The organism is Pseudoalteromonas sp. SR41-1 (assembly GCF_014164015.1).
Taxonomy (GTDB): domain Bacteria; phylum Pseudomonadota; class Gammaproteobacteria; order Enterobacterales; family Alteromonadaceae; genus Pseudoalteromonas; species Pseudoalteromonas distincta.
This window is the reverse complement of sequence record NZ_JACJEK010000014.1, coordinates 123,369-144,810: the sequence shown is the minus strand read 5'-3', so window position 1 is coordinate 144,810 and position 21,442 is coordinate 123,369. Positions and strand designations below refer to the sequence as shown.

The 21,442-nt window shown below is 40.2% G+C and carries 19 protein-coding genes; 8 read left to right on the top strand and 11 right to left on the bottom strand.

Going from position 1 to position 21,442, the window contains the following annotated elements; translation table 11 throughout:
* Window positions 1–159: 159 nt before the first annotated feature.
* The 5 genes from H5118_RS13705 to rnm form a co-directional block, all read right to left on the bottom strand.
* Window positions 160–741: a YceI family protein gene (locus H5118_RS13705; RefSeq protein ID WP_039489966.1), complete on the bottom strand. Its 582-nt coding sequence runs from the start codon at window positions 739–741 to the stop codon at window positions 160–162.
* A 1-nt stretch (window position 742) separates the two neighbouring features.
* On the bottom strand, window positions 743–1,294 hold the full coding sequence (locus H5118_RS13700) for a cytochrome b (RefSeq protein ID WP_182733213.1): 552 nt from the start codon (window positions 1,292–1,294) through the stop codon (window positions 743–745).
* Between the two features lie 146 nt (window positions 1,295–1,440).
* Window positions 1,441–2,277 carry a ScpA family protein gene (locus H5118_RS13695; protein WP_182672249.1) on the bottom strand — a complete coding sequence of 279 codons (837 nt, stop codon included), beginning with the start codon at window positions 2,275–2,277 and terminating at the stop codon, window positions 1,441–1,443.
* A 6-nt stretch (window positions 2,278–2,283) separates the two neighbouring features.
* Window positions 2,284–2,904 carry an L-threonylcarbamoyladenylate synthase gene (locus H5118_RS13690; protein ID WP_002961576.1) on the bottom strand — a complete coding sequence of 207 codons (621 nt, stop codon included), beginning with the start codon at window positions 2,902–2,904 and terminating at the stop codon, window positions 2,284–2,286.
* Complete coding sequence (gene rnm, locus H5118_RS13685; RefSeq protein WP_002961577.1) at window positions 2,901–3,755, bottom strand: RNase RNM; 855 nt, start codon at window positions 3,753–3,755, stop codon at window positions 2,901–2,903. The genes H5118_RS13690 and rnm overlap by 4 nt, the downstream gene beginning before the upstream one ends.
* 464 nt (window positions 3,756–4,219) lie before the next feature.
* On the opposite strand from rnm, the gene H5118_RS13680 reads away from it, so the two are divergent.
* Genes H5118_RS13680 through trpA form a run of 6 tightly spaced genes read left to right on the top strand, consistent with a single transcriptional unit; the run spans window position 4,220 to window position 10,808 of the window.
* Window positions 4,220–5,788, top strand: a complete 1,569-nt coding sequence (locus tag H5118_RS13680; protein WP_182749131.1) for an anthranilate synthase component 1 — start codon at window positions 4,220–4,222, stop codon at window positions 5,786–5,788.
* Window position 5,789: 1 nt separating this feature from the next.
* The gene (locus H5118_RS13675) at window positions 5,790–6,392 is read left to right on the top strand and encodes an aminodeoxychorismate/anthranilate synthase component II (protein WP_024594803.1); all 603 of its coding nucleotides are present in this window, start codon (window positions 5,790–5,792) and stop codon (window positions 6,390–6,392) included.
* 11 nt (window positions 6,393–6,403) lie between these two features.
* Window positions 6,404–7,441: an anthranilate phosphoribosyltransferase gene (gene trpD, locus H5118_RS13670; RefSeq protein WP_182749129.1), complete on the top strand. Its 1,038-nt coding sequence runs from the start codon at window positions 6,404–6,406 to the stop codon at window positions 7,439–7,441.
* Window positions 7,434–8,798 (top strand): bifunctional indole-3-glycerol-phosphate synthase TrpC/phosphoribosylanthranilate isomerase TrpF, encoded by a 1,365-nt coding sequence (gene trpCF, locus H5118_RS13665; protein WP_182749127.1) that lies wholly within the window; start codon window positions 7,434–7,436, stop codon window positions 8,796–8,798. Before trpD ends, trpCF begins: the two co-directional genes overlap by 8 nt.
* Before the next feature lie 7 nt (window positions 8,799–8,805).
* Window positions 8,806–9,990 (top strand): tryptophan synthase subunit beta, encoded by a 1,185-nt coding sequence (trpB, locus tag H5118_RS13660; RefSeq protein ID WP_002961582.1) that lies wholly within the window; start codon window positions 8,806–8,808, stop codon window positions 9,988–9,990.
* The gene (gene trpA, locus H5118_RS13655) at window positions 9,987–10,808 is read left to right on the top strand and encodes a tryptophan synthase subunit alpha (RefSeq protein ID WP_024595006.1); all 822 of its coding nucleotides are present in this window, start codon (window positions 9,987–9,989) and stop codon (window positions 10,806–10,808) included. Before trpB ends, trpA begins: the two co-directional genes overlap by 4 nt.
* A gap of 64 nt (window positions 10,809–10,872) precedes the next feature.
* On the opposite strand, the gene H5118_RS13650 is transcribed toward trpA, so the two are convergent.
* Both H5118_RS13650 and H5118_RS13645 read right to left on the bottom strand, forming a co-directional pair.
* Complete coding sequence (locus tag H5118_RS13650; RefSeq protein WP_024595007.1) at window positions 10,873–11,451, bottom strand: type 1 glutamine amidotransferase domain-containing protein; 579 nt, start codon at window positions 11,449–11,451, stop codon at window positions 10,873–10,875.
* Window positions 11,452–11,809: 358 nt separating this feature from the next.
* A complete protein-coding gene (locus H5118_RS13645; RefSeq protein WP_007375441.1) occupies window positions 11,810–12,079 on the bottom strand; it encodes an HU family DNA-binding protein in 270 nt (89 codons plus the stop codon).
* Between the two features lie 191 nt (window positions 12,080–12,270).
* Here H5118_RS13645 and H5118_RS13640 point away from each other — a divergent pair, with 191 nt between their 5' ends.
* Both H5118_RS13640 and H5118_RS13635 read left to right on the top strand, forming a co-directional pair.
* Complete coding sequence (locus tag H5118_RS13640) at window positions 12,271–12,846, top strand: inner membrane-spanning protein YciB (protein WP_182749125.1); 576 nt, start codon at window positions 12,271–12,273, stop codon at window positions 12,844–12,846.
* A gap of 66 nt (window positions 12,847–12,912) precedes the next feature.
* Window positions 12,913–13,554: a CPBP family intramembrane glutamic endopeptidase gene (locus H5118_RS13635; RefSeq protein WP_002961594.1), complete on the top strand. Its 642-nt coding sequence runs from the start codon at window positions 12,913–12,915 to the stop codon at window positions 13,552–13,554.
* 133 nt (window positions 13,555–13,687) lie between these two features.
* Here the strand turns inward: H5118_RS13635 and H5118_RS13630 are convergent, their stop codons facing one another.
* From H5118_RS13630 to prpF, 4 genes are all read right to left on the bottom strand, one after another.
* Window positions 13,688–15,568, bottom strand: a complete 1,881-nt coding sequence (locus H5118_RS13630) for a hypothetical protein (protein ID WP_182749123.1) — start codon at window positions 15,566–15,568, stop codon at window positions 13,688–13,690.
* 9 nt (window positions 15,569–15,577) lie between these two features.
* The gene (locus tag H5118_RS13625; RefSeq protein WP_165742904.1) at window positions 15,578–16,669 is read right to left on the bottom strand and encodes a hypothetical protein; all 1,092 of its coding nucleotides are present in this window, start codon (window positions 16,667–16,669) and stop codon (window positions 15,578–15,580) included.
* Between the two features lie 62 nt (window positions 16,670–16,731).
* Window positions 16,732–19,770 carry a hypothetical protein gene (locus H5118_RS13620; RefSeq protein ID WP_182749122.1) on the bottom strand — a complete coding sequence of 1,013 codons (3,039 nt, stop codon included), beginning with the start codon at window positions 19,768–19,770 and terminating at the stop codon, window positions 16,732–16,734.
* 501 nt (window positions 19,771–20,271) lie between these two features.
* Window positions 20,272–21,438, bottom strand: a complete 1,167-nt coding sequence (gene prpF / locus H5118_RS13615) for a 2-methylaconitate cis-trans isomerase PrpF (RefSeq protein WP_182749121.1) — start codon at window positions 21,436–21,438, stop codon at window positions 20,272–20,274.
* Window positions 21,439–21,442: the final 4 nt, after the last annotated feature.

The window sequence follows — 21,442 nt, the reverse complement described above, 5'->3', positions numbered from 1 at the left end:
GATACCAAGCGCACAGGGCGTGCATCTGTGAAAGTGTTATGGCAAGGATGGCTTAAGTTACAAGCCATCCTGGAAGGCTACGATTTAGCAAAATCTCTTGAGTCAGACTTGTGATCAAGAGACAGACAGTAAGTGGCGTTTTTATATTCAATAACTGTATTACTTACGAACGCCTTCTATTGATAAAATAATATCAACATGAGTAGATGCAGGCCCTAAGTTGTAATCAATACCATAATCTGTAAGTTTAAGGCTGGTTTCGCCTTCAAAACCTACGCGGTATCCACCCCACGGATCTTTACCTTCACCCACTTTATCTATTTCAAAGGTAATAGTTTTAGTTACGCCATGCAGCGTAAATTCGCCGGTTACGTCGGCCTCTTCACCATCTTCATCAAATTTAATGCTGGTGCTTTTAAATGTCGCTTTTGGGTATTTATCCACATTTAAAAAATCTTTACCATGTAGGTGCTTATCACGCTCTGCATGGTTAGAATCAAGGCTTGTGGTGTCAATATTTACCATAATTTTTGATGCATCAGGATTTTTAGCATCGTAACTAAATGTGCCGTCAAAAGTATTAAAACGACCATATAACCAGCTGTAACCTAAGTGTTTAATTTTAAAGTTAACAGATGCGTGCCCGCCTTTCGTATCAATTACATAATCAGCTGCATTAGCGGCTGTTGCCGATAACATCATTGCAGCCGAAACGGCTGTGCTTACTAATAATTTTTTCATTTTAATCATCCTTTAATGGTTTGATCATTCTGATTAAGGTTTTATCTTTATCGATAAAGTGATGTTTTAACGCCCCTAGTGCATGCAATACTGCAAACCCGATTAATGTGCACGCGCCATAATAATGTACTTTTCCTGCAATATCGGCTTGGTCATCAAATGCAAAATCAAGCGCTGATACGTTAAATAAGGTAAACACTTCTATTGGACGTCCGTCTGCGGTTGATATTAAATACCCTGCAACAACTATAACGGCCAAAATAATATACATAGCAATATGCGCAGTATGTGCTAATTGGTTCATGCCTTTACTTTCACCTAATGGTTTAGGTTGTGTAGATAAAGCACGCCATAAAGTTCTAAATAAAAATACGGCCACAAGTGTAATACCAATGCTTTTATGTAAATCGAGCGAGCCTTTATACCAGCTATCATAATAAGTAAGCTCAACCATATATAAACCTAAACCAAACAGGCCAAAAATAGTCAACGCCATGAGCCAATGTAAAATAATGGCGACAAGTCCGTAAGATGAAGGTGTATTTTTAAACATGTGTAACGTCCTATAATGCTATGACGTTACAATATAGTGCATAGCCGTAAATGAAAATAACATTTACAAACACTTTACGTGCGTATACGCACAGAACTTTGATAATTAAAGTCAGTTTTTAAAAGTTGAGGATTAAACAGATAAGTTTATAGGGTGGATTGCTCGCTCAAGCTGACATAAATTAAGCTCTCTGGGCTTACTTGCAAACAAGTAACAAGTCCTTCTTTAATGAGCTCAAGCATGGCTATAAAACTAACCACCACACCACTACGCCCTTCATCAGGCGTAAAAAGCGCATTAAATACCACTGCTGAATTTGCTTTCGATAGCTGTTGTAATATTTGGCTCATTCTCTCTCGGGTTGAGAGTACTTCAGCAGTAATTTGATGATGTTCAAACGTTTTTGCTCGCGCCATAACATCACTCAACGCCAGCATTAAGTCTTTAAGTTCAATATCAGGGAGGTTATGACTTGTGTCTTCATTTATTGGCATAGCGGCATGCGCTATAAAAATATCACGCCCAACACGGGGGATATCATCGAGGTTTTCGGCGGCTTTTTTAAATAACTCATATTCTTGCAGGCGTTTAATAAGCTCAGCGCGAGGGTCTTCTTCCTCTTCAAGCTCTTCGTGAACAGGGAGTAATAAGCGCGACTTAATTTGTGCAAGTAACGCAGCCATTACTAAATATTCGCCGGCAAGTTCGAGTTGAAACTCGGTCATCATTTCAACGTAACTTACATACTGCTCTGTAATACTAAAAATAGAAAGATCGAGCACATCAAGCTTATGCTTTTTAATTAAATAAAGCAGTAAATCGAGCGGGCCTTCAAAGGTTTCTAATATTATTTCGAGCGCATCGGGCGGAATATATAAGTCTTCTGGTTTATCTACAACCGCTTTACCATGCAAAAAAGCCAGTGGCAGCTTATGCTGCACTGGCTTTTCACTACTTTTTGTATCAGCAGTACTTTCGCTCACTTGTTATTACTCAAACGGGCTTGTATCACCACAACCAACACGCAATATTTTAACTTCATCTTCCGACAAGTCGATTACTGTGGTTGCTTGCTCGGCTAAATGGCCACCGTGAATAATTAAATCAACGTGTTTATCTAATCGCTCTAATATTTCATCCGGATCAGATTCAGTAAACTGCTGCCCGGGTAAAATTAAAGAACACGACATTAATGGCTCGCCAAGTTCGGCAAGTAACGCACAGGCTATTGGATGCTCAATTACACGCATGCCAATGGTTTTTTTCTTGTCGTTTAATAAGCGTTTAGGAACTTCTTTTGTTCCTTTAAAAATAAAGGTATATGGCCCTGGCGTATTATTTTTAATAAGTCTAAATAATTGGTTATCTACACGTGCGTAAGTAGATAACTCCGATAAATCCCGGCAAACTAGCGTAAAATTATCGTTTTTTTCAATACCACGAATACGCTCTATGCGCTCTTTGGCTTGCTTATTACCAATGTTACAGCCAATGGCATAGCCCGAATCTGTTGGGTAAACAACAACGCCGCCTTGTTTAATAATATCAACGGCTTGACTAATCAGTCTTGGTTGCGGGTTATCAGGATGAATATGGAATAATTGACTCATGTTAATGCCCCTTCTTGTCCTTCCCAAACTTGCCAAACACCTTGGCAGTCTTTCGGTAAGTATAAATTTTTGCCAAGCTCTAAATAGCTTGTCGGAAAATGAAAATCAGACCCTTGCGAGCAAAGTAGTTCGTACTCACGGCTGAGTTCACCTAAAAATTGACGTTCGCTTGGCGCCTGTTGAGGTTGTGCAACTTCCATTGCGTCTCCTCCTACACTTTTAAATTCTACTAATAATTTGCGTAGCCACTTGTTTGACATTTGATAGCTACTTGGGTGAGCAAGTACAGCAACACCACCAGCGGCATGTATTGCCTCTACAGCGGTTTGCATGGTGCACCAGCAACTAGGTACGTAGCCTGTTTTGCCGCGCCCTAAGTACTTTTTAAAAACACCCGGAAAATTTTTAGCTACACCGCGCTCAATAAGGGCACGTGCAAAATGTGCGCGCGTAATTTGCGCGTCTTTTGCCAGCTCTTTAGCTTGCTCGTAAATGCCATCAAAACCATTTTTTGCAAGGCGTGCGCCAATTTCTAGTGCACGCTCTTCTCGCTTTTGCTGCTGAGCCGATAATAAAGAGGTAAGGTCAATATTATTAATATCAATATTTAAACCTACAATATGAATTTCGAAGCTTTCCCATTTGGTAGACACTTCGGTACCCGTTATTAATGAAAGCGGTAAGTTTTCTGCTTCAATAAATTGCTGAGCAGGCTTAATAGCCGCCACAGTGTCATGATCGGTAATAGCAAACACATCAATATTTTTATCAACAGCGCGATGCAATAATTCTTCAACCGTTAAACGCCCGTCTGAATGTGTAGTATGGCTATGTAAATCGTATTTTATCAAAAGAAAACTGCTTAAAATTAAGGGTTACTGGTATTTATGTAAGTATAACAACTTTTTTGACTAAATTGTTTTAAATAAACACTTGACACAAAAGCATAAGATACGTTTTACTGTAGCCACTTTCAGACACATTAAGAATTAACAATAATGATCAATTCAAACTTAAACACTATTTGGTGGTGGCACTCGTAATTTTCGGGTGATGAATTGTCGTGTCTAGCAAAAATTCAAAACCCGCAACTATGCGGGTTTTTTTATAACTAAATTTTACGAAACATATACGTTAACAATATTTAATAAATTTTGAGGCAGAAAAACATGAATAACGGTCTTACTCTTACACATCGTTGGTGGTGGCGCCTGATATAGCGGGACGGTAATGATCTGTTTGTAATTTAGATATCGTTATTCAAACCCCGCATTGCAAAAGCACTGCGGGGTTTAATTTTTTGAGGGAATGAGGTTTGATTTTTAGTCATATAACTACCACACCAGGCGAAGTAACCAGCATTACGCAAGTACGCGACTATATTAGTAGCCCTCTTGCATTATACGCGGCACTTGATAAGCCTAACTCACTACTGCTTGAATCGGCTGAGATTGATTCTAAAGACAGTGTAAAAAGCTTAATTTTAGTTGATAGCGCCCTGCGCATTGTATGTAAGGGTAAAACGGTAACTGTTCGCGCACAATCTAATAACGGCAAGCAATTATTAAGCTACTTACAAGCAAATGTTAAGAGCTGTGATTCACAATTAAACGACACAACGCTTACACTTAACTACCAAGACACCAGCAGCGATATAGACGAAGCAAGTAAGCTTGTTGCCGATAACGCTTTCAGCGCTCTTCGTACCTGTATTAACAGTATTCAAAGCACTACCGAAAATCCGTTTTCGGTATTTTTAGGCGGTGTGTTTGCCTACGACATGGTGGCAAACTTTGAGCAATTAAGTGATGTACCTGATGGCGAAAACACCTGCCCAGATTACGTATTTTATTTAGCTGAAACGTTAGTTGTTATTGATCATCAAAAGCAAACAACCGAACTCATTGGTAATGTATTTAACGGCCCAGACGTACACGCTAACTGTTTTGAAGTAGGTAAAGAGCTTGAGCGGTTAAATACGCTGTGCGATAACGCAGCAGAATTTAGTGCGGATATGCAAAGTGGCGAATGTGAAGTAAGCGTTGATATAAGCGACGAAACGTATTGCGAGCAAGTTGTTAAGCTTAAAAAGAACATTGTAGATGGTGATATTTTTCAGGTAGTGCCGTCGCGTACATTTTCACTACCTTGCCCTGATTCTTTACATGCGTATAGTCAGCTTAAAAAGCAAAACCCAAGCCCTTACATGTTTTATATGCGCGATGAAGACTTTGCATTATTTGGCGCGTCTCCTGAGTCGGCCCTTAAGTACGACGTAAGTAATCAGCAAGTAGAAGTTTACCCAATTGCTGGTACTCGAGCGCGCGGCAAATTTGCTAACGGGCAAATAAACCCAGACCTAGACAGCCGCATTGAGCTGGAACTAAGAAACGATCAAAAAGAGCGCGCCGAGCATTTAATGCTTGTTGATTTAGCGCGTAACGACGTAGCCCGCATTAGTGTTGCAGGAACTCGTTTTGCCAAAGAGTTATTAAAAGTAGACCGCTATTCACAGGTAATGCATTTAGTTTCACGCGTTGTTGGCACATTAAAACCAGAACTTGATGCACTGCACGCTTACCAAGCGTGTATGAACATGGGCACCCTTGTTGGTGCACCAAAAGTACGCGCTGCTGAGCTTGTTCGTCAAACAGAAGGGAAACGCCGTGGCAGTTATGGCGGCGCTGTAGGTTACTTAACCGGTGATGGCGCAATGGATAGTTGTATTGTTATTCGCTCTGCTTTTGTTAAAAATAACATAGCCTACGTGCAAGCAGGTGCAGGTGTAGTGTTTGACTCAGATCCTATTTCAGAAGCAAACGAAACTCGCGCTAAAGCACAAGCGGTTATCGCCGCCATAAAATCTACGTATAAGGCGGTATAAAATGAGTAAAACGAATCCTATTAAAATCTATTTTTTAGATAACTTTGACTCATTTACATATAACTTAGTTGATGAGCTTACGATGCTTGGCTGCGAACTTGTTGTATACAGAAACAACATTAGCGCTGAGGTTATTTTTAATAAAATGCGCCAAGAGCAAGGACAAGTACTATTAGTACTTTCCCCAGGTCCTGGCACACCAAGCGATGCAGGCTGTTTAATGGAGCTTATTGAGCTCTCTAAAGGCCACTTCCCAATGCTAGGCATTTGTTTAGGCCAACAAGCGTTAACACAAAGCTATGGCGGAGTAATCGGTCACGCGGGTGAAACCGTACATGGTAAGTCTTCAATTATTAATTTAGGCGAACATCCTGTATTTGATGGTATGGGCAATACAATGCCTGTAGCACGTTACCATTCATTAATGGCAACAAAAGTGCCTGGTAATATAAAGGTTATTGCCCAGTATGAAGATATCCCTATGGCTATTTATCATCATGATGACAATGCATTGGGTTATCAATTTCATCCAGAATCAATACTGACGCCAAACGGCGCAATGCTACTTCAGCAAAGTGTCGCTTACTTAACACGTGCCAAATAATAGAGGACATTATGAGTACACAACCAGAACAACCCATAAATGTTCAACACGCTATTGAACAACTAATTACAGGGCAATCATTAAGCTACGCAGACGCCAAAGCACTGTTTGATGAAATAATGCAAGGTAACATGAGCGAGATTGAGCTAACCGCCCTACTAATAAGCCTTAAAATTAAAGGCGAAGTAAGCGATGAAATAGCAGGTGCTGCAGCCTCAATGCGCGAAAACGCTGTTGCTTTTACTACCAGCAGTACACAACTTGCCGATAGCTGTGGCACTGGCGGCGATGGTTCAAACACAATAAATATAAGCACAACAGCAGCCATAGTTGCCGCTGCTGCCGACATTAACATGGTAAAACATGGTAATCGCAGTGTATCGAGTAATTCAGGCTCTGCCGACTTACTAAAAGCGCTGGGCATTAATATAGATATGAGCCCAGAGCAGGCAGCAAAATGCCTTGAGCAAACCAATTTTACCTTTTTGTTTGCACCGCACTATCACAGTGGCGTACGCCATGCGATGGGCGTGCGTACAGCGCTTAAAACACGCACTATTTTTAATATTTTAGGCCCGCTTGCTAACCCAGCAGCACCTGATGTGCAATTGTTAGGTGTGTACAATGAAGCGTTATGTATGCCAATGGCACAAACACTTAAAACCCTTGGCACAAAGCGCGCTATGATTGTTCACGGCTCGGGCACTGACGAAATAGCTCTACACGGTCCAACAGCGGTAGTTGAGCTGAATAATGGCGAGCTTACACAGTACACGCTAAACCCAAGCGACTTTGACCTTGCAAACTATTCACTTGAACAACTCGCTGGTGAAGGCCCACAATACAACGCAAATGCTAGCCTTGCCATCTTACAAGGCAAAGGCACAGATGCACATAATGCTGCCATTGTGGTTAACGTAGCTGCCCTGTTATACCTAACAGGTAAAGCAGAAACGTTAAAAGAAGGGGCAAAGCAAGTACAAACATTATTAAGTTCAGGGCAAGCCATGAACACACTAAATGCAATTATTGAGGTAAGTAATGGCTAATGTATTAGACAAAATTGTTGCTGATAAAAAATTAGAACTAATTGAGCGTAAAGCCGCACGCCCGCTTGAAAGCTTTAAGCACCTTGCAGTGCCTACAAGCCGTAGCTTTTACAAAGCATTAGCCGCCCCAGGCACACAGTTTATTTTAGAATGTAAAAAAGCATCGCCTTCAAAAGGGCTAATTAGAGAGCCATTTGATTTAACCGAAATCACATCGGTTTATAAAAAATACGCTACCTGCATGAGCGTGTTAACTGATGCTAAATATTTTCAAGGCAGTTTTGATTACCTCGAATTTGTGCGCAGCCAAGTAGAACAACCGCTTATCTGTAAAGATTTCTTTATAGATGAGTACCAAGTATATATGGCGCGTATTTATGGCGGTGACGCTATATTATTAATGCTTTCAGTACTCGATGACGAGAGCTATAAGGCACTGCACGCTGTTGCCGATTCTCTGAATATGTCGGTATTAACCGAAGTAAGTAATGAAGAAGAAGTACACCGTGCACTTGCGCTTGATGCACAAATTATTGGTATTAACAACCGTGATTTACGCGATTTAAGCACCGATTTAGCCACTACCGAAAAACTACGCAAACTTATTCCGGCTGATAAAGTGGTTATTTCGGAATCGGGTATTTACACCCATCAAGACGTAAAACGTTTAGCTCCATTATGCGATGGTTTTTTAATTGGCAGCTCACTTATGGGCGAGCGTGATTTAGAGCAAGCATGTCGCCGTGTTATTTTAGGTGACAATAAAGTATGTGGTTTAACGCGTACCAAAGATGCACAAGCGGCATATCAAAACGGTGCTATTTACGGTGGTTTGATTTTTCATCCTAAATCGCCACGCTATGTTGATTTAGATTGCGCAAAAGAGCTTAGCCAAAGTGCCCCGCTTAATTTTGTGGGTGTGTTTGTAGATGCCCCAATTGATCAAGTTGCTCAATACGCAAGTGTGCTAAAATTGGCGGCAGTTCAATTACATGGTCAAGAAAGTGACGATTACATCGCTCAGTTGCGTACACAGTTACCTACCGGCTGCGAGATTTGGAAAGCCCAAGCAATAAAAGATGCATTGCCAACGCCTGTAAATGGCGTTGACCGACATCTTTACGATACACACAGCGATACACAAGCTGGCGGTACTGGTAAAGCATTTGATTGGTCGGTGCTTCATGATGCAACCACTCCGTTTATGCTCGCTGGAGGCTTAAATCCAGACAATATTAAAGATGCGCTTTTAAAAGGTGCCTTAGGCCTTGATTTAAACTCAGGCGTTGAAGAATCTGCGGGTAAAAAGTGCCCTAACAAATTATATAATGCTTTTACAAGCATCAGAAATTATTGAGGTTAAAATGCAAAATCCAGCTTATTTTGGCGAGTTTGGCGGTATGTTTGTACCCGAGTTACTTGTCCCTGCGCTTAAGCAGTTAGAAAACGAATTTAACAAAGCACAAAAAGATCCTGAGTTTCAGGCTGAGCTAAGTAAATTATTAAACGAGTATGCGGGTCGTCCTACTCCACTTACTTTAACGCGCAATTTAGTTAAAAACCCAAAAGTAAAACTGTATCTAAAGCGTGAAGACTTATTACACGGCGGCGCACATAAAACCAACCAAGTACTTGGCCAAGCGTTACTTACTAAGCGCATGGGTAAAAAACAAGTAATTGCTGAAACAGGCGCAGGCCAACACGGCGTTGCAACCGCGCTTGCATGTGCATTACTGGGTTTAAAATGTCGAATTTATATGGGCGCAAAAGACGTTGAACGTCAGCAACCAAACGTATTTAGAATGAAGTTAATGGGCGCAGAGGTTATTCCAGTAACAGCGGGTTCTGGCACATTAAAAGATGCAGTAAATGAAGCCCTGCGTGACTGGTCAGCTAATTATCAAGACGCGCACTACCTACTAGGCACAGCTGCGGGTCCTCACCCATTCCCAACAATTGTACGTGAGTATCAAAAAGTTATTGGTGAAGAAGCTAAACAACAAGTACTTAAAGCCGAAGGTCGTTTACCTGACGCTGTTATTGCCTGTGTTGGTGGTGGTTCAAACGCAATTGGTATGTTCACCGACTTTATTGACGAGCCAGGCGTTAAATTAATTGGTGTTGAGCCTGCTGGGAAAGGGCTTGATACAAATGAGCACGGTGCAACAATTTGTAAAGGCACTAAAGGTATATTACACGGTACTTACACGTACATTATGCAAAACGACGATGGCCAAATTGAAGAGTCTTACTCTGTATCAGCGGGTCTTGATTACCCTGCGGTTGGTCCTCAGCACGCATTTTTACACGAAACCGGTCGAGCGCAATACGTGGGTATCACAGATACAGAAGCGCTTGATGCGTTTCAATCACTTGCTAAAAACGAAGGGATCATTCCGGCGCTTGAATCAAGCCATGCGCTTGCTTATGCACTTAAGTATGCAGAAGAGCAAACCGAGGAAAGCGTTTTAGTTATTAATTTAAGTGGTCGTGGCGATAAAGATTTAGCACACGTTCACAATGTACTATCTGAAAGAGGTCAGCTATGAGCCAAGTAAAAACGGATCGTTACGGCAAAATGTTTGCAGCGCTTAACGAGAAAAAACAAGGTGCGTTTGTACCATTTGTAACAATTGGCGACCCAGGTAAAGAGCAAAGTGTTGCGATTATAAAAAGCCTAATTGACGGCGGCGCTGATGCACTTGAGCTTGGTATTCCGTTTTCTGATCCGATTGCGGATGGTCCTGTAATTCAAAAAGCCAATATTCGCGCACTTGATGTGCACATTAACACGCAAGATTGCTTTGATGTTATTAAAGAGATACGCGAGTATAACGCCGATATTCCAATTGGATTATTGCTTTACTCAAACCTTGTTTTTAAGCGCGGCATAGAAGCATTTTATAAAGATGCAAAAGCGGTAGGTGTAGACTCTATTTTAGTGGCTGACGTGCCTCTGCATGAATCTAAAATATTTAGAAAGTCGGCAATGGATAACGGTGTAGACCCAATTTTTATTGCCACACCTAATGCGGATGACGACACACTTCGCCAATGCGCCTCTTACGGTCGTGGTTATACGTATTTACTATCGCGCGCTGGTGTTACCGGTACCGATACTAAAGCACAAATGCCAGCGGGTAATATTGTTACTAAATTAAAAGAATACCATGCAGCTCCTGCTCTTTTAGGATTTGGTATTTCAACGCCAGATGATGTAAAAGCGGCTCTTAATGCAGGCGCAGCAGGTGCTATTTCAGGCTCTGCTGTAGTTAAAATTATTGAAGCTAACCTTAACGATTTAGACGCAATGACAACGCAGTTAAAAGCATTTGTTAGTGAAATGAAAGCCGCAACCGCATTATAAAAAGTGTAAATTTACGCATTAAAAAAGGGCAATTAAATGCCCTTTTTTGTTTTTTAAAAGCAAATTAGTGAGCTTGGTGTTTACCCTCTAAAATCTCTTCAATAAATTTAGCATTAAATGCTTCTAAATCAGCTGGGCTTCGGCTTGTTACCAAACCTTGGTCTACACATACTTCTTGGTCAACCCAATTAGCACCTGCATTAATTAAATCGCTTTTAATACTAGGAAAAGAAGTAATAGTGCGGTCGCGCAATTTATTAATTTCAGCTAATAACCACGGTGCGTGGCAAATAGCAGCAACAGGTTTGTTTTTTTCTGCGCCAAAAAAGCCATCAATAAATGCTTTAGCATCTTTATCTTGGCGTAAACTGTCTGGATTAAATAAACCACCAGGAAGCATAAGCGCGTCGTAATCAGCAGGATCCGCGTTTGTAACTAGTTTATCTACTGTTACTTTATCGCCCCACTTGTCTTCATCCCAGCCAGTAATTTGGCCTTCTTTAATTGATACTATTTCGATGTTTGCACCAGCATCAAGTAATGCGCTGCGTGGAGATAAAAGCTCACTTTGCTCAAATCCATCAGTGGCTAAAATTGCGATTTTTTTGCCTTGTAAACGTGTGCTTGTTTGTAATGTACTCATTGAGATCTCCTTATTTTCTTAAAAGGTATATTTAAAATACACAATCAAAAAAGCACGATGCGTGCCGATAACAAGCAATTGAAAATAAAGGAGTTAATTTAAGTAGGATTTATAATGCCATGTAAATCATTTAGAAGGGATGAAAAAACTACATAGATCAGACATAGCTTTGCTACTTGGTGATTTAAATACAGAAGCTTCGCTTCTCGCGTGAGCAAGCTCAACGCCTACAACTAACGCTCGGCATTATGTTTATTTTGTAGACGCACAACTTGTTGGCTTGATGGGCAAAGCCCATAATTTTATGTTTAATAACTCCTAGCAAAGCTCAGTCAACGACCAAGCTAAGTAATGCTATTTAAAGCAGATCTTTTAACGCCTTAGCTGGTTTAAAAACCGCTTTATTTGCGCCTTCTATTTCAATTGCAGCCCCTGTTTGTGGGTTACGCCCAGTACGCGCTGGGTAATAACTTAGCGCAAAGGTACCAAAGCCATTAATTTGAACTTGATCGCCCTCAGAAAGCGATTTAGTAATGACTTTTTGCAAGCTTGAAAGTGCCGCTTGAGAATCTTTTTTTGTTAATTCACTTTTGTGTGCAATGGCAGCAACGAGTTCAGCTTTATTCATTTTAGGCTCCTAAATACACGCCAAATCAGTGTTGGTTAAGCGTGGGAATATGATGATATGAAAAATACCAAACCAAATTGGTAATAAAGCCACGCAGGCTAAGGGTTACAGGGCAACAAGTCAACCTTGTAGTTGCTAAGCTTTATGTGGTAAAAAGCCTTTGACTCTTTTTTGTATAATTTAGGTAGTATATGCACGCATTAATTGAATACATTCCACTCATACTGTTTTTTGCAGTGTTTAAACTCGTCGATATTTATTGGGCTACCGGTTTATTGATGGCCACTACGCTTATTCAGGTTGCTTATAGCTACTTTAAACATGGCAATGTACCTACTCGTCATTGGATATTTTTTGGCATTGCTGCCGTGTTTGGTACGCTAACGCTGGTACTTCATGATGAGCAATACATTAAATGGAAAGCAACACTGATATATGCAGGTTTAAGTTTAACGTTACTTGTTAGCCGTTATGTACTTAATAAAAATCTCGTTAAAAAAGCGCTTAGCTCAATCCTCGAAAACGCTAATGATACAAAGCAAGCCATTGTTGTCCCAGAACCGTTATGGGATAAGCTTAATTTAATGTGGGTTGTAATTACTGCTGGCATCGCAGCACTAAACATTTATATTGCATATAATTTTTCGCTCGACTTTTGGGTTAACTTTAAAGTGTTTGGTTTAATGGGTATTACTTTTGTAAGCATTTTTGCCACCATTATTGCCTTGTACAAATATCTCCCTAGTGAAGAAGAACCAGCAAAGTAAGCCCCCTCGTCATAAAAGTGTCGTCTTAGCTTGTTAGCTTATTAAAAAAAGCAAGTTGAGACGACCTTGAACGCTAATCAATACCGCTGGTTTGAATTTACCCTCATTTTTATATTGCTGCCCTTGTTGGGTTTTGGATTACGCGAGCATTTAGCTAATTGGCTTATCCCTGCGCTTATTATACTTATGAGTGTGTGTTGTATGTTGCTACTAGGCGATCCCCATTTTAAACGGTTTAGACTCACAAGCCTTGGGCAATTTTCTGCTGTTAAAAGGCGTGTGTTTAGCTTCTTTTTTTTAGGTGCGCTGTTCTCAGGCATGTTTTACGGGATTATTCATCAAGGCAACTGGTTTACCCTTCCCCGTAACTCGTTTAATGATTGGCTTTTACTGCTGGTGCTGTATCCAATACTGTCGGTTATTCCTCAAGAATTAATATTCCGAACGTATTTTTTTCATCGTTATAAACGCATCATGCCAAAAAAAGCAGTGCGTATTGTAGTCAGTGCGAGTGTATTTGCGTTGGCGCATATAGTGTATGCAAATTGGATTGCAGTAGCCTTAGCCTTTTTGGGCGGTTTACTGTTTGCGTATACCTACGCACAAAGCCGCTCAACGGTCGTGTGTGTTATTGAACACAGCCTATGGGGGCTATGGATGTTTACACTAGGGATTGGCAGCTACCTCGATTCAGGCGCATTTAACTAATATAACAAACATTAAAAAATCCGATATCAGAAACTAATATCGGATTTCGAATAGTTATAAAAACACTTCACTCATCGCAAAAAGCGCTGAGCTGTAAGGCATATGCTGAGTTTTTAATTATTTAATCTAATGGTTAAAATAACGACTCAAACTCACCATTTGGAAATAAAACACCAGGAATACCACGTACCGCAGTAACATCAGCTAGTTTAGTATCACCAAAATATAAACCGCCACTGTAATTACGGCCCTTTTGCTTTACATCTAACCAACGTCCATTTTCGCCTTTCGCTATTAGATTAATGTTGCCACTAACATCACGAATACGTAAATCTAACGCGCGATTTTGAATGCTAACAAATATATCTGTAGAAGTAAGTTCTGATAAGTTTTCCACATCGCCTACGTACGCAAATTTAAAATCGCTTGCACCACTCAATGGAAAATCTAATTCAAAAGTAAATGCTAAATCGTCATTATCTTCACCAACAAAAGGCGAAGCCTCTACTGCTGTGATATGAAATGCAGTGTTTTGAATGTCGCTTACGTAATCACCATTAAAATCAAAAGTAGATAACGTGGTTGACTCCTCACCTAGTGAATTAACAAAACGATTTAAGTTTACTGATAAATCACCTTCGAGTTTACCCGCGGCTTTATTGATAATTACGTTGGTGGTTACCTGTGTAATACCCGTGTCGGCTTCTGGGTTTAATTCACTTTGAGCATCTATGCCATCAAACTCAATCAGCAACTCACTTACATCCACACTTAATACCGTAGTACCATTTGTGACCGTTGCGCTCATTACACCTTCGATTTTATTACCTAATACACCACTTACTCTGAAAGTTGGAATTGATAAATCAATGGTTATAGGTAACTCATCATATGTGCCAGTAATAGCCCAAGTATAAGGTGATTGGTTGTAATCAATATCTAAATCACGAAGCTTATATTGCCCTGATGGTGTAGAGCCATCAGCTAGTGGTGAATAATTTGTGATAACTTCGTTTAAAGCATTACTAAGTGCCTCAAGGGTTCTTTGTGTATCTTCATCAAACGCACCTTCAAGCTCAGTAAATTTTGCGTCTAATTCATCTGAATAGCTTTTTTCTTGAAGTCTTGCAACACCAATTATATTTCGCGTATCAACAAGTAACTCTCTTGAGTCTAAGCTTTGCACTTCTGCTGAGCGAGCCTGCCAATTTGCAAATGTAGTTACACTTGCAATCGTTTGCTTAACTTGACCAGCTACATTTTTCAGCAAAGCATTACCTTGGTCGCTAAATAAGTTGTCTGTAACATACTGCGCTGCTAAGTCGCTGTAATCTTGCCATGCTTGCTGGTCAGTCTCCAAGTTAGTAAATGCATTAAAAGCACTTTCAACACTAAACGAACTATCAGCAACACCAGCTAAAATTGCCGCGTAGGTGAAGGCATTTGTCACCATTTCTGCTTCAACACTTGCATTTAAATTACTGTGCGTTAAATGATAAAAAGGCGTGGCTGATAAACTCGCCTGTGTAGCACTAAAGCCTTCTTCTGTAATTGCTTTGCTCAATGGTGATAAATAAACCTTATTTACTCCCGGTGCACTAAATGCATCCGCTTTGTAATTAAGGGTAACGGTTGTCAATTCTTGGTAGTCGATTAACCGGTTTGCGTTTAAGTCATTTACATCACCACGCACAGTTCTGCCACACCCTGTAAATCGCGGACAAGGTAGAGCTGTATCGCTAGGTATAAACTCAAAACTATTAAAAGTAAGTGGAGTTACACTTACACTCGCAGTATTGATGTTTTCGACTTCAATTGATTCTTGCACCACCCCATCGCTATCTAAAACATTAAGCGTGCCCTGTGGTGATTGCCAATTAGATACATAAAAACTCACAGAAGAAGATGTAGCAATTTCACTCACTGCAACAGATTCTGAACTGTCACTGTCTGATGAAGAACCACAACCTGCCAATGCAATAGCGACCCCTAAAGGTATAATTTGTTTTAACATCTTCATTCCTTAAAACTTAATGTTCACGTACCAATTCACATTCGCATAATAGGCTTTATCTAAATCTAGGCTATCAGTTTGTAAATTAAGACCAAAATATTCGTTTTCTATACCAACTAAAAATGCTTCGCTTTTTGTTTCGTAGCCTGCTTGTACTCGCCAATGATCCCAAAAGTGAATACGGCCTTTTAATTGGCTAAACGTGTCTTTATCGTAACGTTTTAAAGTTAACTGAGTCGAAAATCGGTCGTTTATTCTGTAATCGGCAAATGCTTGTAGTCGCATTTCCATTTCGAAATCATGAGATACCGTATTTCCAAATGCTGATGTTTTTAATGAAACTGTTGGCTGAGTAATAATATCGCCGTTATCATCTTCGCTAAATGGGATTTCAGTCGTTTGACCCTTTACAGAGCCGCTGTCTTCGTACTCTGTTTTATACAGCAAATCTTTTACGCTAAAACCAACTTTAAGCTCATCATTTACTTGCCAATCGGCAAAAATATCTAGGCTATAGCCTAGCCCTTCAGGCTTTTGTGAAGGTGTAAATTCTTTAAATAAAATATCTTTTGAAAAGTTGTAATCGACAGTTACAGCACCTTCAACTTCATCACTAAAAATCTCACCATTTACAGTGGCATCTTGATAGTGTGAGCTGGCAAAAACAGAAAGCTTAGGTGTTATTGTTAATGCATTTTTATCTAAAAATTTAAAATCATAAGATACGAATACACCATTAGACGTTGCTTGTTTAGCATCGAGGTAATAGGTATAAAATCTATCTTCAAACTCTAAATCATTCTTTTCGGTATGAGTATATTTAGCTGTATCAGGATCAAAGTTAAGAACATAGTCATAACGACTTTGTAAACCCACTTTAAAATTACCGTAGCCAACACCCACTTCAAAAATATTATAGGTAAATGCACTGTCACCCGATTTTAATGGTGCATCAAAATCATCTACAAAGGCTTGTACTGGTTGTGCTTCAGTATAAATTTCTGCGTCAAAATGAGTAAATATTTGAAATTGGTTATCTGCGGAAGCAAGAGGAGAAATAAAAGCTGTTGAAAATCCTAACAAGAGAATTTTTTTTTTCATAATTTAATCGCTTTCTATAAAAAAAGGGAAAAGCGCTGCTTTCCCCTTTTATAGTTTAAATATTACTTAGATGAATCAATTAAATCAACATCAGTGTAAGGCACTACATCACCATCGATGTAAGTGATAGATACACCGTTAGTAACTTTAGAAGCAGTACCAAATGACATCATTTCGCCATTGTACATAGCTTTAACATCACCAGTGTAACCTGTAGATTCCATACCAGTTAGAGATAATGTGTAACCCATTGCTGCGTCACCTTTAACCATAACTTCTAATGTACTTTCATCTTCATCACCACTACTGTCAACCATACCCATTACTTTAAAGTCTAAGTCGCCAGACATACCTTCAAGTGTAATACTTGAAGAATCTGACTCTTCAGTTGTAGTAAGGTTTAGCATACCAGTGAAACCAGAATCACCGTCCATAATTTCAACGTGGTTCCAAGCTTGCGTATCGATAATTTCAGCATCATCAATTGTGTCAGCATTTACTGCACCATCAAATGTGAATATTAAACATGAATCAATTTGCGTAGGATCAATAATCGTACCGTCAGCAAATAGTTCACACTCTTCTAGAGCTGCAGTACGACTTTCACCCGTAACAAGTGACACAGTTGCGTCATTTTCACCCATTAATGTAGCGCCCCAAGCAACAACTAATTGCTCGCCTTGGTAAGAAGCTGAAGCACTGATCATTTCACCGGTAGTTTCGTTCTCTAATTCTAAAACTAGCGCATCTAAGTCATAGTTATATGACCAATCAGGTTGACGAGTAGAAGTACCTTCACCTGAGTTGCCCATTTCAGCTAATTCATCAATTACGTCAGCAAGAACATCTGCTGCATCGATAACCGCTTGACCGCCAGTGTTAGTAAGCACAGTCATAGTCGATAATGACTCTGATGTAGCTTTAACAGAAGTTAGTACTTCAAGTTTAGCAACCGCCGCTTCAGCAACAAGTTGTAGGTTATAAGCTGTTACAAATTGCTCGCTAGCTAGGTCACCTTGAGCTACAGCAGCTGTTTGCATAGCTGTAAGCGCATCAATCATTGCTTGTGCGCCTTCGCCTTCAAGGTCTAGGTAAGCATTAGCAGCAACAAGTGCTTGCTCAATAGCAATTTCAAGTGCATCAACAGCAGCAGCAAAATCAGACGCAGCAGTAACAGCAGTCATAGCAAGCTCAAGAGCTTCAGTTGCGTTTGCGGCTGTATCTACCATTGCACCTTCTGCGTTAGCAAGTGCGCTTGTAGAAGCTGCTTCAGCTGTGTCTGCTGCTGATTTTTTCTCATCAGCAACGTCTGCAGTGTCTTCAGCAACTAGTTTTGCAGCAGCAAGAGCAATATCAAACGTTTCAATCGCTGCTTCTGCTTCCGCTACTAGTGCAGCTAATGCAGCGTCGTATGCAACGGTGTCAGTTACAGCAACACCTGCATCTGTTTGTAAAGACGTTGCAGAATCAAGAATCTGTTGGTAATCAGAGCTTTGAGTAACTAACGCTTTTGCAGCCGTTACATAACCTTGTGATTTAACAAAAATAGAACCCGCTTTAGCTGTTAAACCAGCAGTAGCAGCTTCATTTTTCAGTAATGTTACAGCGCTTACAAATGCAGCTGCGTTATCAGCTGTAAGAGCATCGCCACCCATTACTTGAACATCCGCAAGTGAACTTTGAGCTGTTTCAATATCCATTTCTAATGCAGTAAGTGCAGTCTGTGAAGCTGTAACTTCTACTGTTAAAGCAGCTGCTAGAGCTGTATAAAAATCATCTCCAACTGTACACTCTGCACCAGTACAACCAATTACTTCTAGTGCTTTTTTAACTTTTACTGCAGCGGCTGCAAGGCCGGCATCAGTTGCTGCACCATTTTTAACAGCTTTGTCTTTAGCTGCTTTTGCTTTTTTAGCAATACCTACTGAATTAGCGGCAAACGCATCAATTTGTGCTTGTGTTGCATTAGGGTTGTTAATAGAGAATGCCGCTTTTAAAGCGTTTTCAATTGCAGTTTCATCACCCGTTGCTACAGCAACAAAAATGTTTGCAGTATTTGTAATTGCTGTTTGTAACATTGTAGCTATTGCAGCAATGCCAGCGTCAGTATTACCTTTAAACTGGCCTGATTTAATACCAGCTTTAATGCTGCTCATTACATCACCAATTGAAGGTAAACCTTGAATTGAAGATGAAAGCTGTGCAATTGCTAAAATACCGTCAGTAAGTTCTTCTTCGCCATCAACATTGCTTAAATCTACAGCGCCGCCGTTAGATAAATCGCCAATAATAGCAGAAAGTAAAAGTGCTGCGTCTTGACCCATTACTTGTACAACAGTGTTTAAGCTAGCTGTAGCAATAGCGTCTTCATCTACACTTGAACCTGAGTCAAGAAGAAGACCTGCCACTAACGATGTTAAAAAAGTAACATTAGCTTTATAAGAACCTATAACATTATCGTCGCCAGCTGCACCGCTCGCTCCAGATGTATCTGCTTCAACAGCTGGAATAAACTTAACAACAGAAAGCTCTAGGTCAGTTTTGTACCATTCGCCAAACTCAATATCAGTATCGCCATCATTTTCGTCGTCAACTTCTGGCGCTTCATCGTAAGTGCCACAACCTACGTAAGCATCACAACGTAAAAAGCTATCATCGCCTTCTTCAGACGTTTTAACAGTAATGTAAACAGGTCCAGTAAAATCATCATCTAGGTAGATGCTGTAACGACCGTTTTCATCAGTTAGCACTTCAGGGTTAGCGGCAATTTTACTTGCTTCTACCGCTGCATCTGCAGCATCTTGTGATAGTGCTTCTTCAGAAAAAGACTCAGCCTCTGCTGAAGCAGCTGAGCGAAATGCAACAGGAACGCTTTGACCAGATGCATCTAAAGTCATTACAGTTACTACTGCACTTTTCATTGAACCTTTAACTGCTTTACCTGTTACTTCAATGTTAAATTGTGCATCGCCCGTTGCAGTGAAAGATTCTACAGGTGTAACAGGAATATTTCTGTCGTTATCAGAACCACATGCTGTTAAGCCTAATGTAAGTGCAACTGAAGCTGCAATAGGTGTAAATTTGATCGTACGCTTTACCATTTATTTCTCCTTGATAGCCTGGAATGAGTATCAGAAATTAGTTTAGTTGATAGTGATTTATGTAAGCTTTTATATTCAAAAAGCATCAAAAAAGTACACAATCATAACTTTTGTTACTAGAACATTAAAAATACCATTAAGCTATATAGTTATGCTACATATTTATACGTTTTATAGAAGTATTTATCTTTATTCTATGAGCTACTTCTTTATCAGCATCTCTATTATTCAATAACCTATAGACACTCATAAAGAACCAGCACATATTGATACAATATATTCACTTTATTAAATGAATATTACATATAATCTAGTTTGTTAATTATATTCTTCAAGTAAATGCGGTGGATGAGAGCGAAAAAAGACGATAATTCGAAAAATTAATGAAAAAGGATTATTTCTACCGAGTGTGAGTAGGTTTTACTTTAGCTAAGCAAACGTTTATAAAATTTGTTTGCTTAACTAAAATAAATGTTTAGTTGCGCTTAACTTCACCTGTGATTAGTAAGGGACTCTTACAACTCCTTCCATTAATACACGTGCACTTCGGCTCATACTTGCTTTGGTAACTAGCCAGTTGCCAGCATTATTTTTAGCCTCAGCACCTACTTTTAGCGTGCCCGACGGATGACCAAAGTTAACTTCACTCAATGCGCCGCCACCAGCGGCTATATTAACAAGTGTGCCCTCAATAGCCGCAGCCGTGCCAATAGCTACAGCGGCTGTGCCCATCATGGCGTGGTGCAGTTTACCCATCGACATTGCGCGCACGAGTAAGTTAATGTTGGCAGCCTCAATAACTTTACCGCTAGATGCAGTGTAATCTAAAGGCGCTGCAACAAACGCAACCTTTGGCGTATGTTGACGAGCCTGTGCTTCACTAATATTAGTGATTAAGCCCATTTTAACGGCGCCATAAGCACGAATAGTTTCAAGCTTTTCAAGCGCTGCAACATCGTTATTTATATCGTCTTGCAGCTCTGTGCCGGTATAACCAATATCAGCGGCGTTAATAAATACAGTAGGAATACCTGCATTTATCATCGTGGCTTTTAAAGTACCAACACCTGGTACTTCTAAGTCATCAACTACGTTACCTGTTGGGAATAACGCGCCATCGCCATCAGCCGGGTCTATAAATTCAAGTTTTACTTCAGCTGCAGCAAATGTAACGCCATCGAGCTCAAAGTCGCCGGTTTCTTGTACTTCGCCATTGGTCATAGAGACATGCACTAATATGCTTTTATTAATATTAGCCTGCCACACACGCACAATAGCAACACCGTTATTAGGTACTCTGCTTTTATCAACCAAACCATTACTAATAGCAAAAGCCCCCACTGCTGACGTTAAGTTGCCGCAGTTACCGCTCCAATCTACAAAAGGTTTATCTATAGCCACTTGACCAAACAAGTAATCAACATCGTGGTCGGCTTGCTCACTTTTACTTAGGATTACGGTTTTACTGGTGCTTGATGTAGCGCCGCCCATTCCATCCGTTTGTTTGGTATACGGATCGGGGCTGCCAATAACACGCAGTAATAAATTGTCGCGCGCCTCGCCTGCTACTTGAGCAGGCTTTGGCAAATCAGTTAAATTAAAAAACACACCTTTACTGGTGCCGCCACGCATATAGGTTGCAGGCACTTTAATTTGCGGTTTAAACATAGTG

What these genes read in the sequence shown, in the direction of transcription:
- H5118_RS13705 (WP_039489966.1), bottom strand. Translation starts at nt 741, where the DNA reads ATGAAAAAATTATTAGTAAGCACAGCCGTTTCGGCTGCAATGATGTTA.
- H5118_RS13700 (WP_182733213.1), bottom strand. Translation starts at nt 1,294, where the DNA reads ATGTTTAAAAATACACCTTCATCTTACGGACTTGTCGCCATTATTTTA.
- H5118_RS13690 (WP_002961576.1), bottom strand. Translation starts at nt 2,904, where the DNA reads ATGAGTCAATTATTCCATATTCATCCTGATAACCCGCAACCAAGACTG.
- H5118_RS13675 (WP_024594803.1), top strand. Translation starts at nt 5,790, where the DNA reads ATGAGTAAAACGAATCCTATTAAAATCTATTTTTTAGATAACTTTGAC.
- trpD (WP_182749129.1), top strand. Translation starts at nt 6,404, where the DNA reads ATGAGTACACAACCAGAACAACCCATAAATGTTCAACACGCTATTGAA.
- trpCF (WP_182749127.1), top strand. Translation starts at nt 7,434, where the DNA reads ATGGCTAATGTATTAGACAAAATTGTTGCTGATAAAAAATTAGAACTA.
- trpB (WP_002961582.1), top strand. Translation starts at nt 8,806, where the DNA reads ATGCAAAATCCAGCTTATTTTGGCGAGTTTGGCGGTATGTTTGTACCC.
- trpA (WP_024595006.1), top strand. Translation starts at nt 9,987, where the DNA reads ATGAGCCAAGTAAAAACGGATCGTTACGGCAAAATGTTTGCAGCGCTT.
- H5118_RS13650 (WP_024595007.1), bottom strand. Translation starts at nt 11,451, where the DNA reads ATGAGTACATTACAAACAAGCACACGTTTACAAGGCAAAAAAATCGCA.
- H5118_RS13645 (WP_007375441.1), bottom strand. Translation starts at nt 12,079, where the DNA reads ATGAATAAAGCTGAACTCGTTGCTGCCATTGCACACAAAAGTGAATTA.
- H5118_RS13640 (WP_182749125.1), top strand. Translation starts at nt 12,271, where the DNA reads ATGCACGCATTAATTGAATACATTCCACTCATACTGTTTTTTGCAGTG.
- H5118_RS13630 (WP_182749123.1), bottom strand. Translation starts at nt 15,568, where the DNA reads ATGTTAAAACAAATTATACCTTTAGGGGTCGCTATTGCATTGGCAGGT.
- H5118_RS13625 (WP_165742904.1), bottom strand. Translation starts at nt 16,669, where the DNA reads ATGAAAAAAAAAATTCTCTTGTTAGGATTTTCAACAGCTTTTATTTCT.
- H5118_RS13620 (WP_182749122.1), bottom strand. Translation starts at nt 19,770, where the DNA reads ATGGTAAAGCGTACGATCAAATTTACACCTATTGCAGCTTCAGTTGCA.
- prpF (WP_182749121.1), bottom strand. Translation starts at nt 21,438, where the DNA reads ATGTTTAAACCGCAAATTAAAGTGCCTGCAACCTATATGCGTGGCGGC.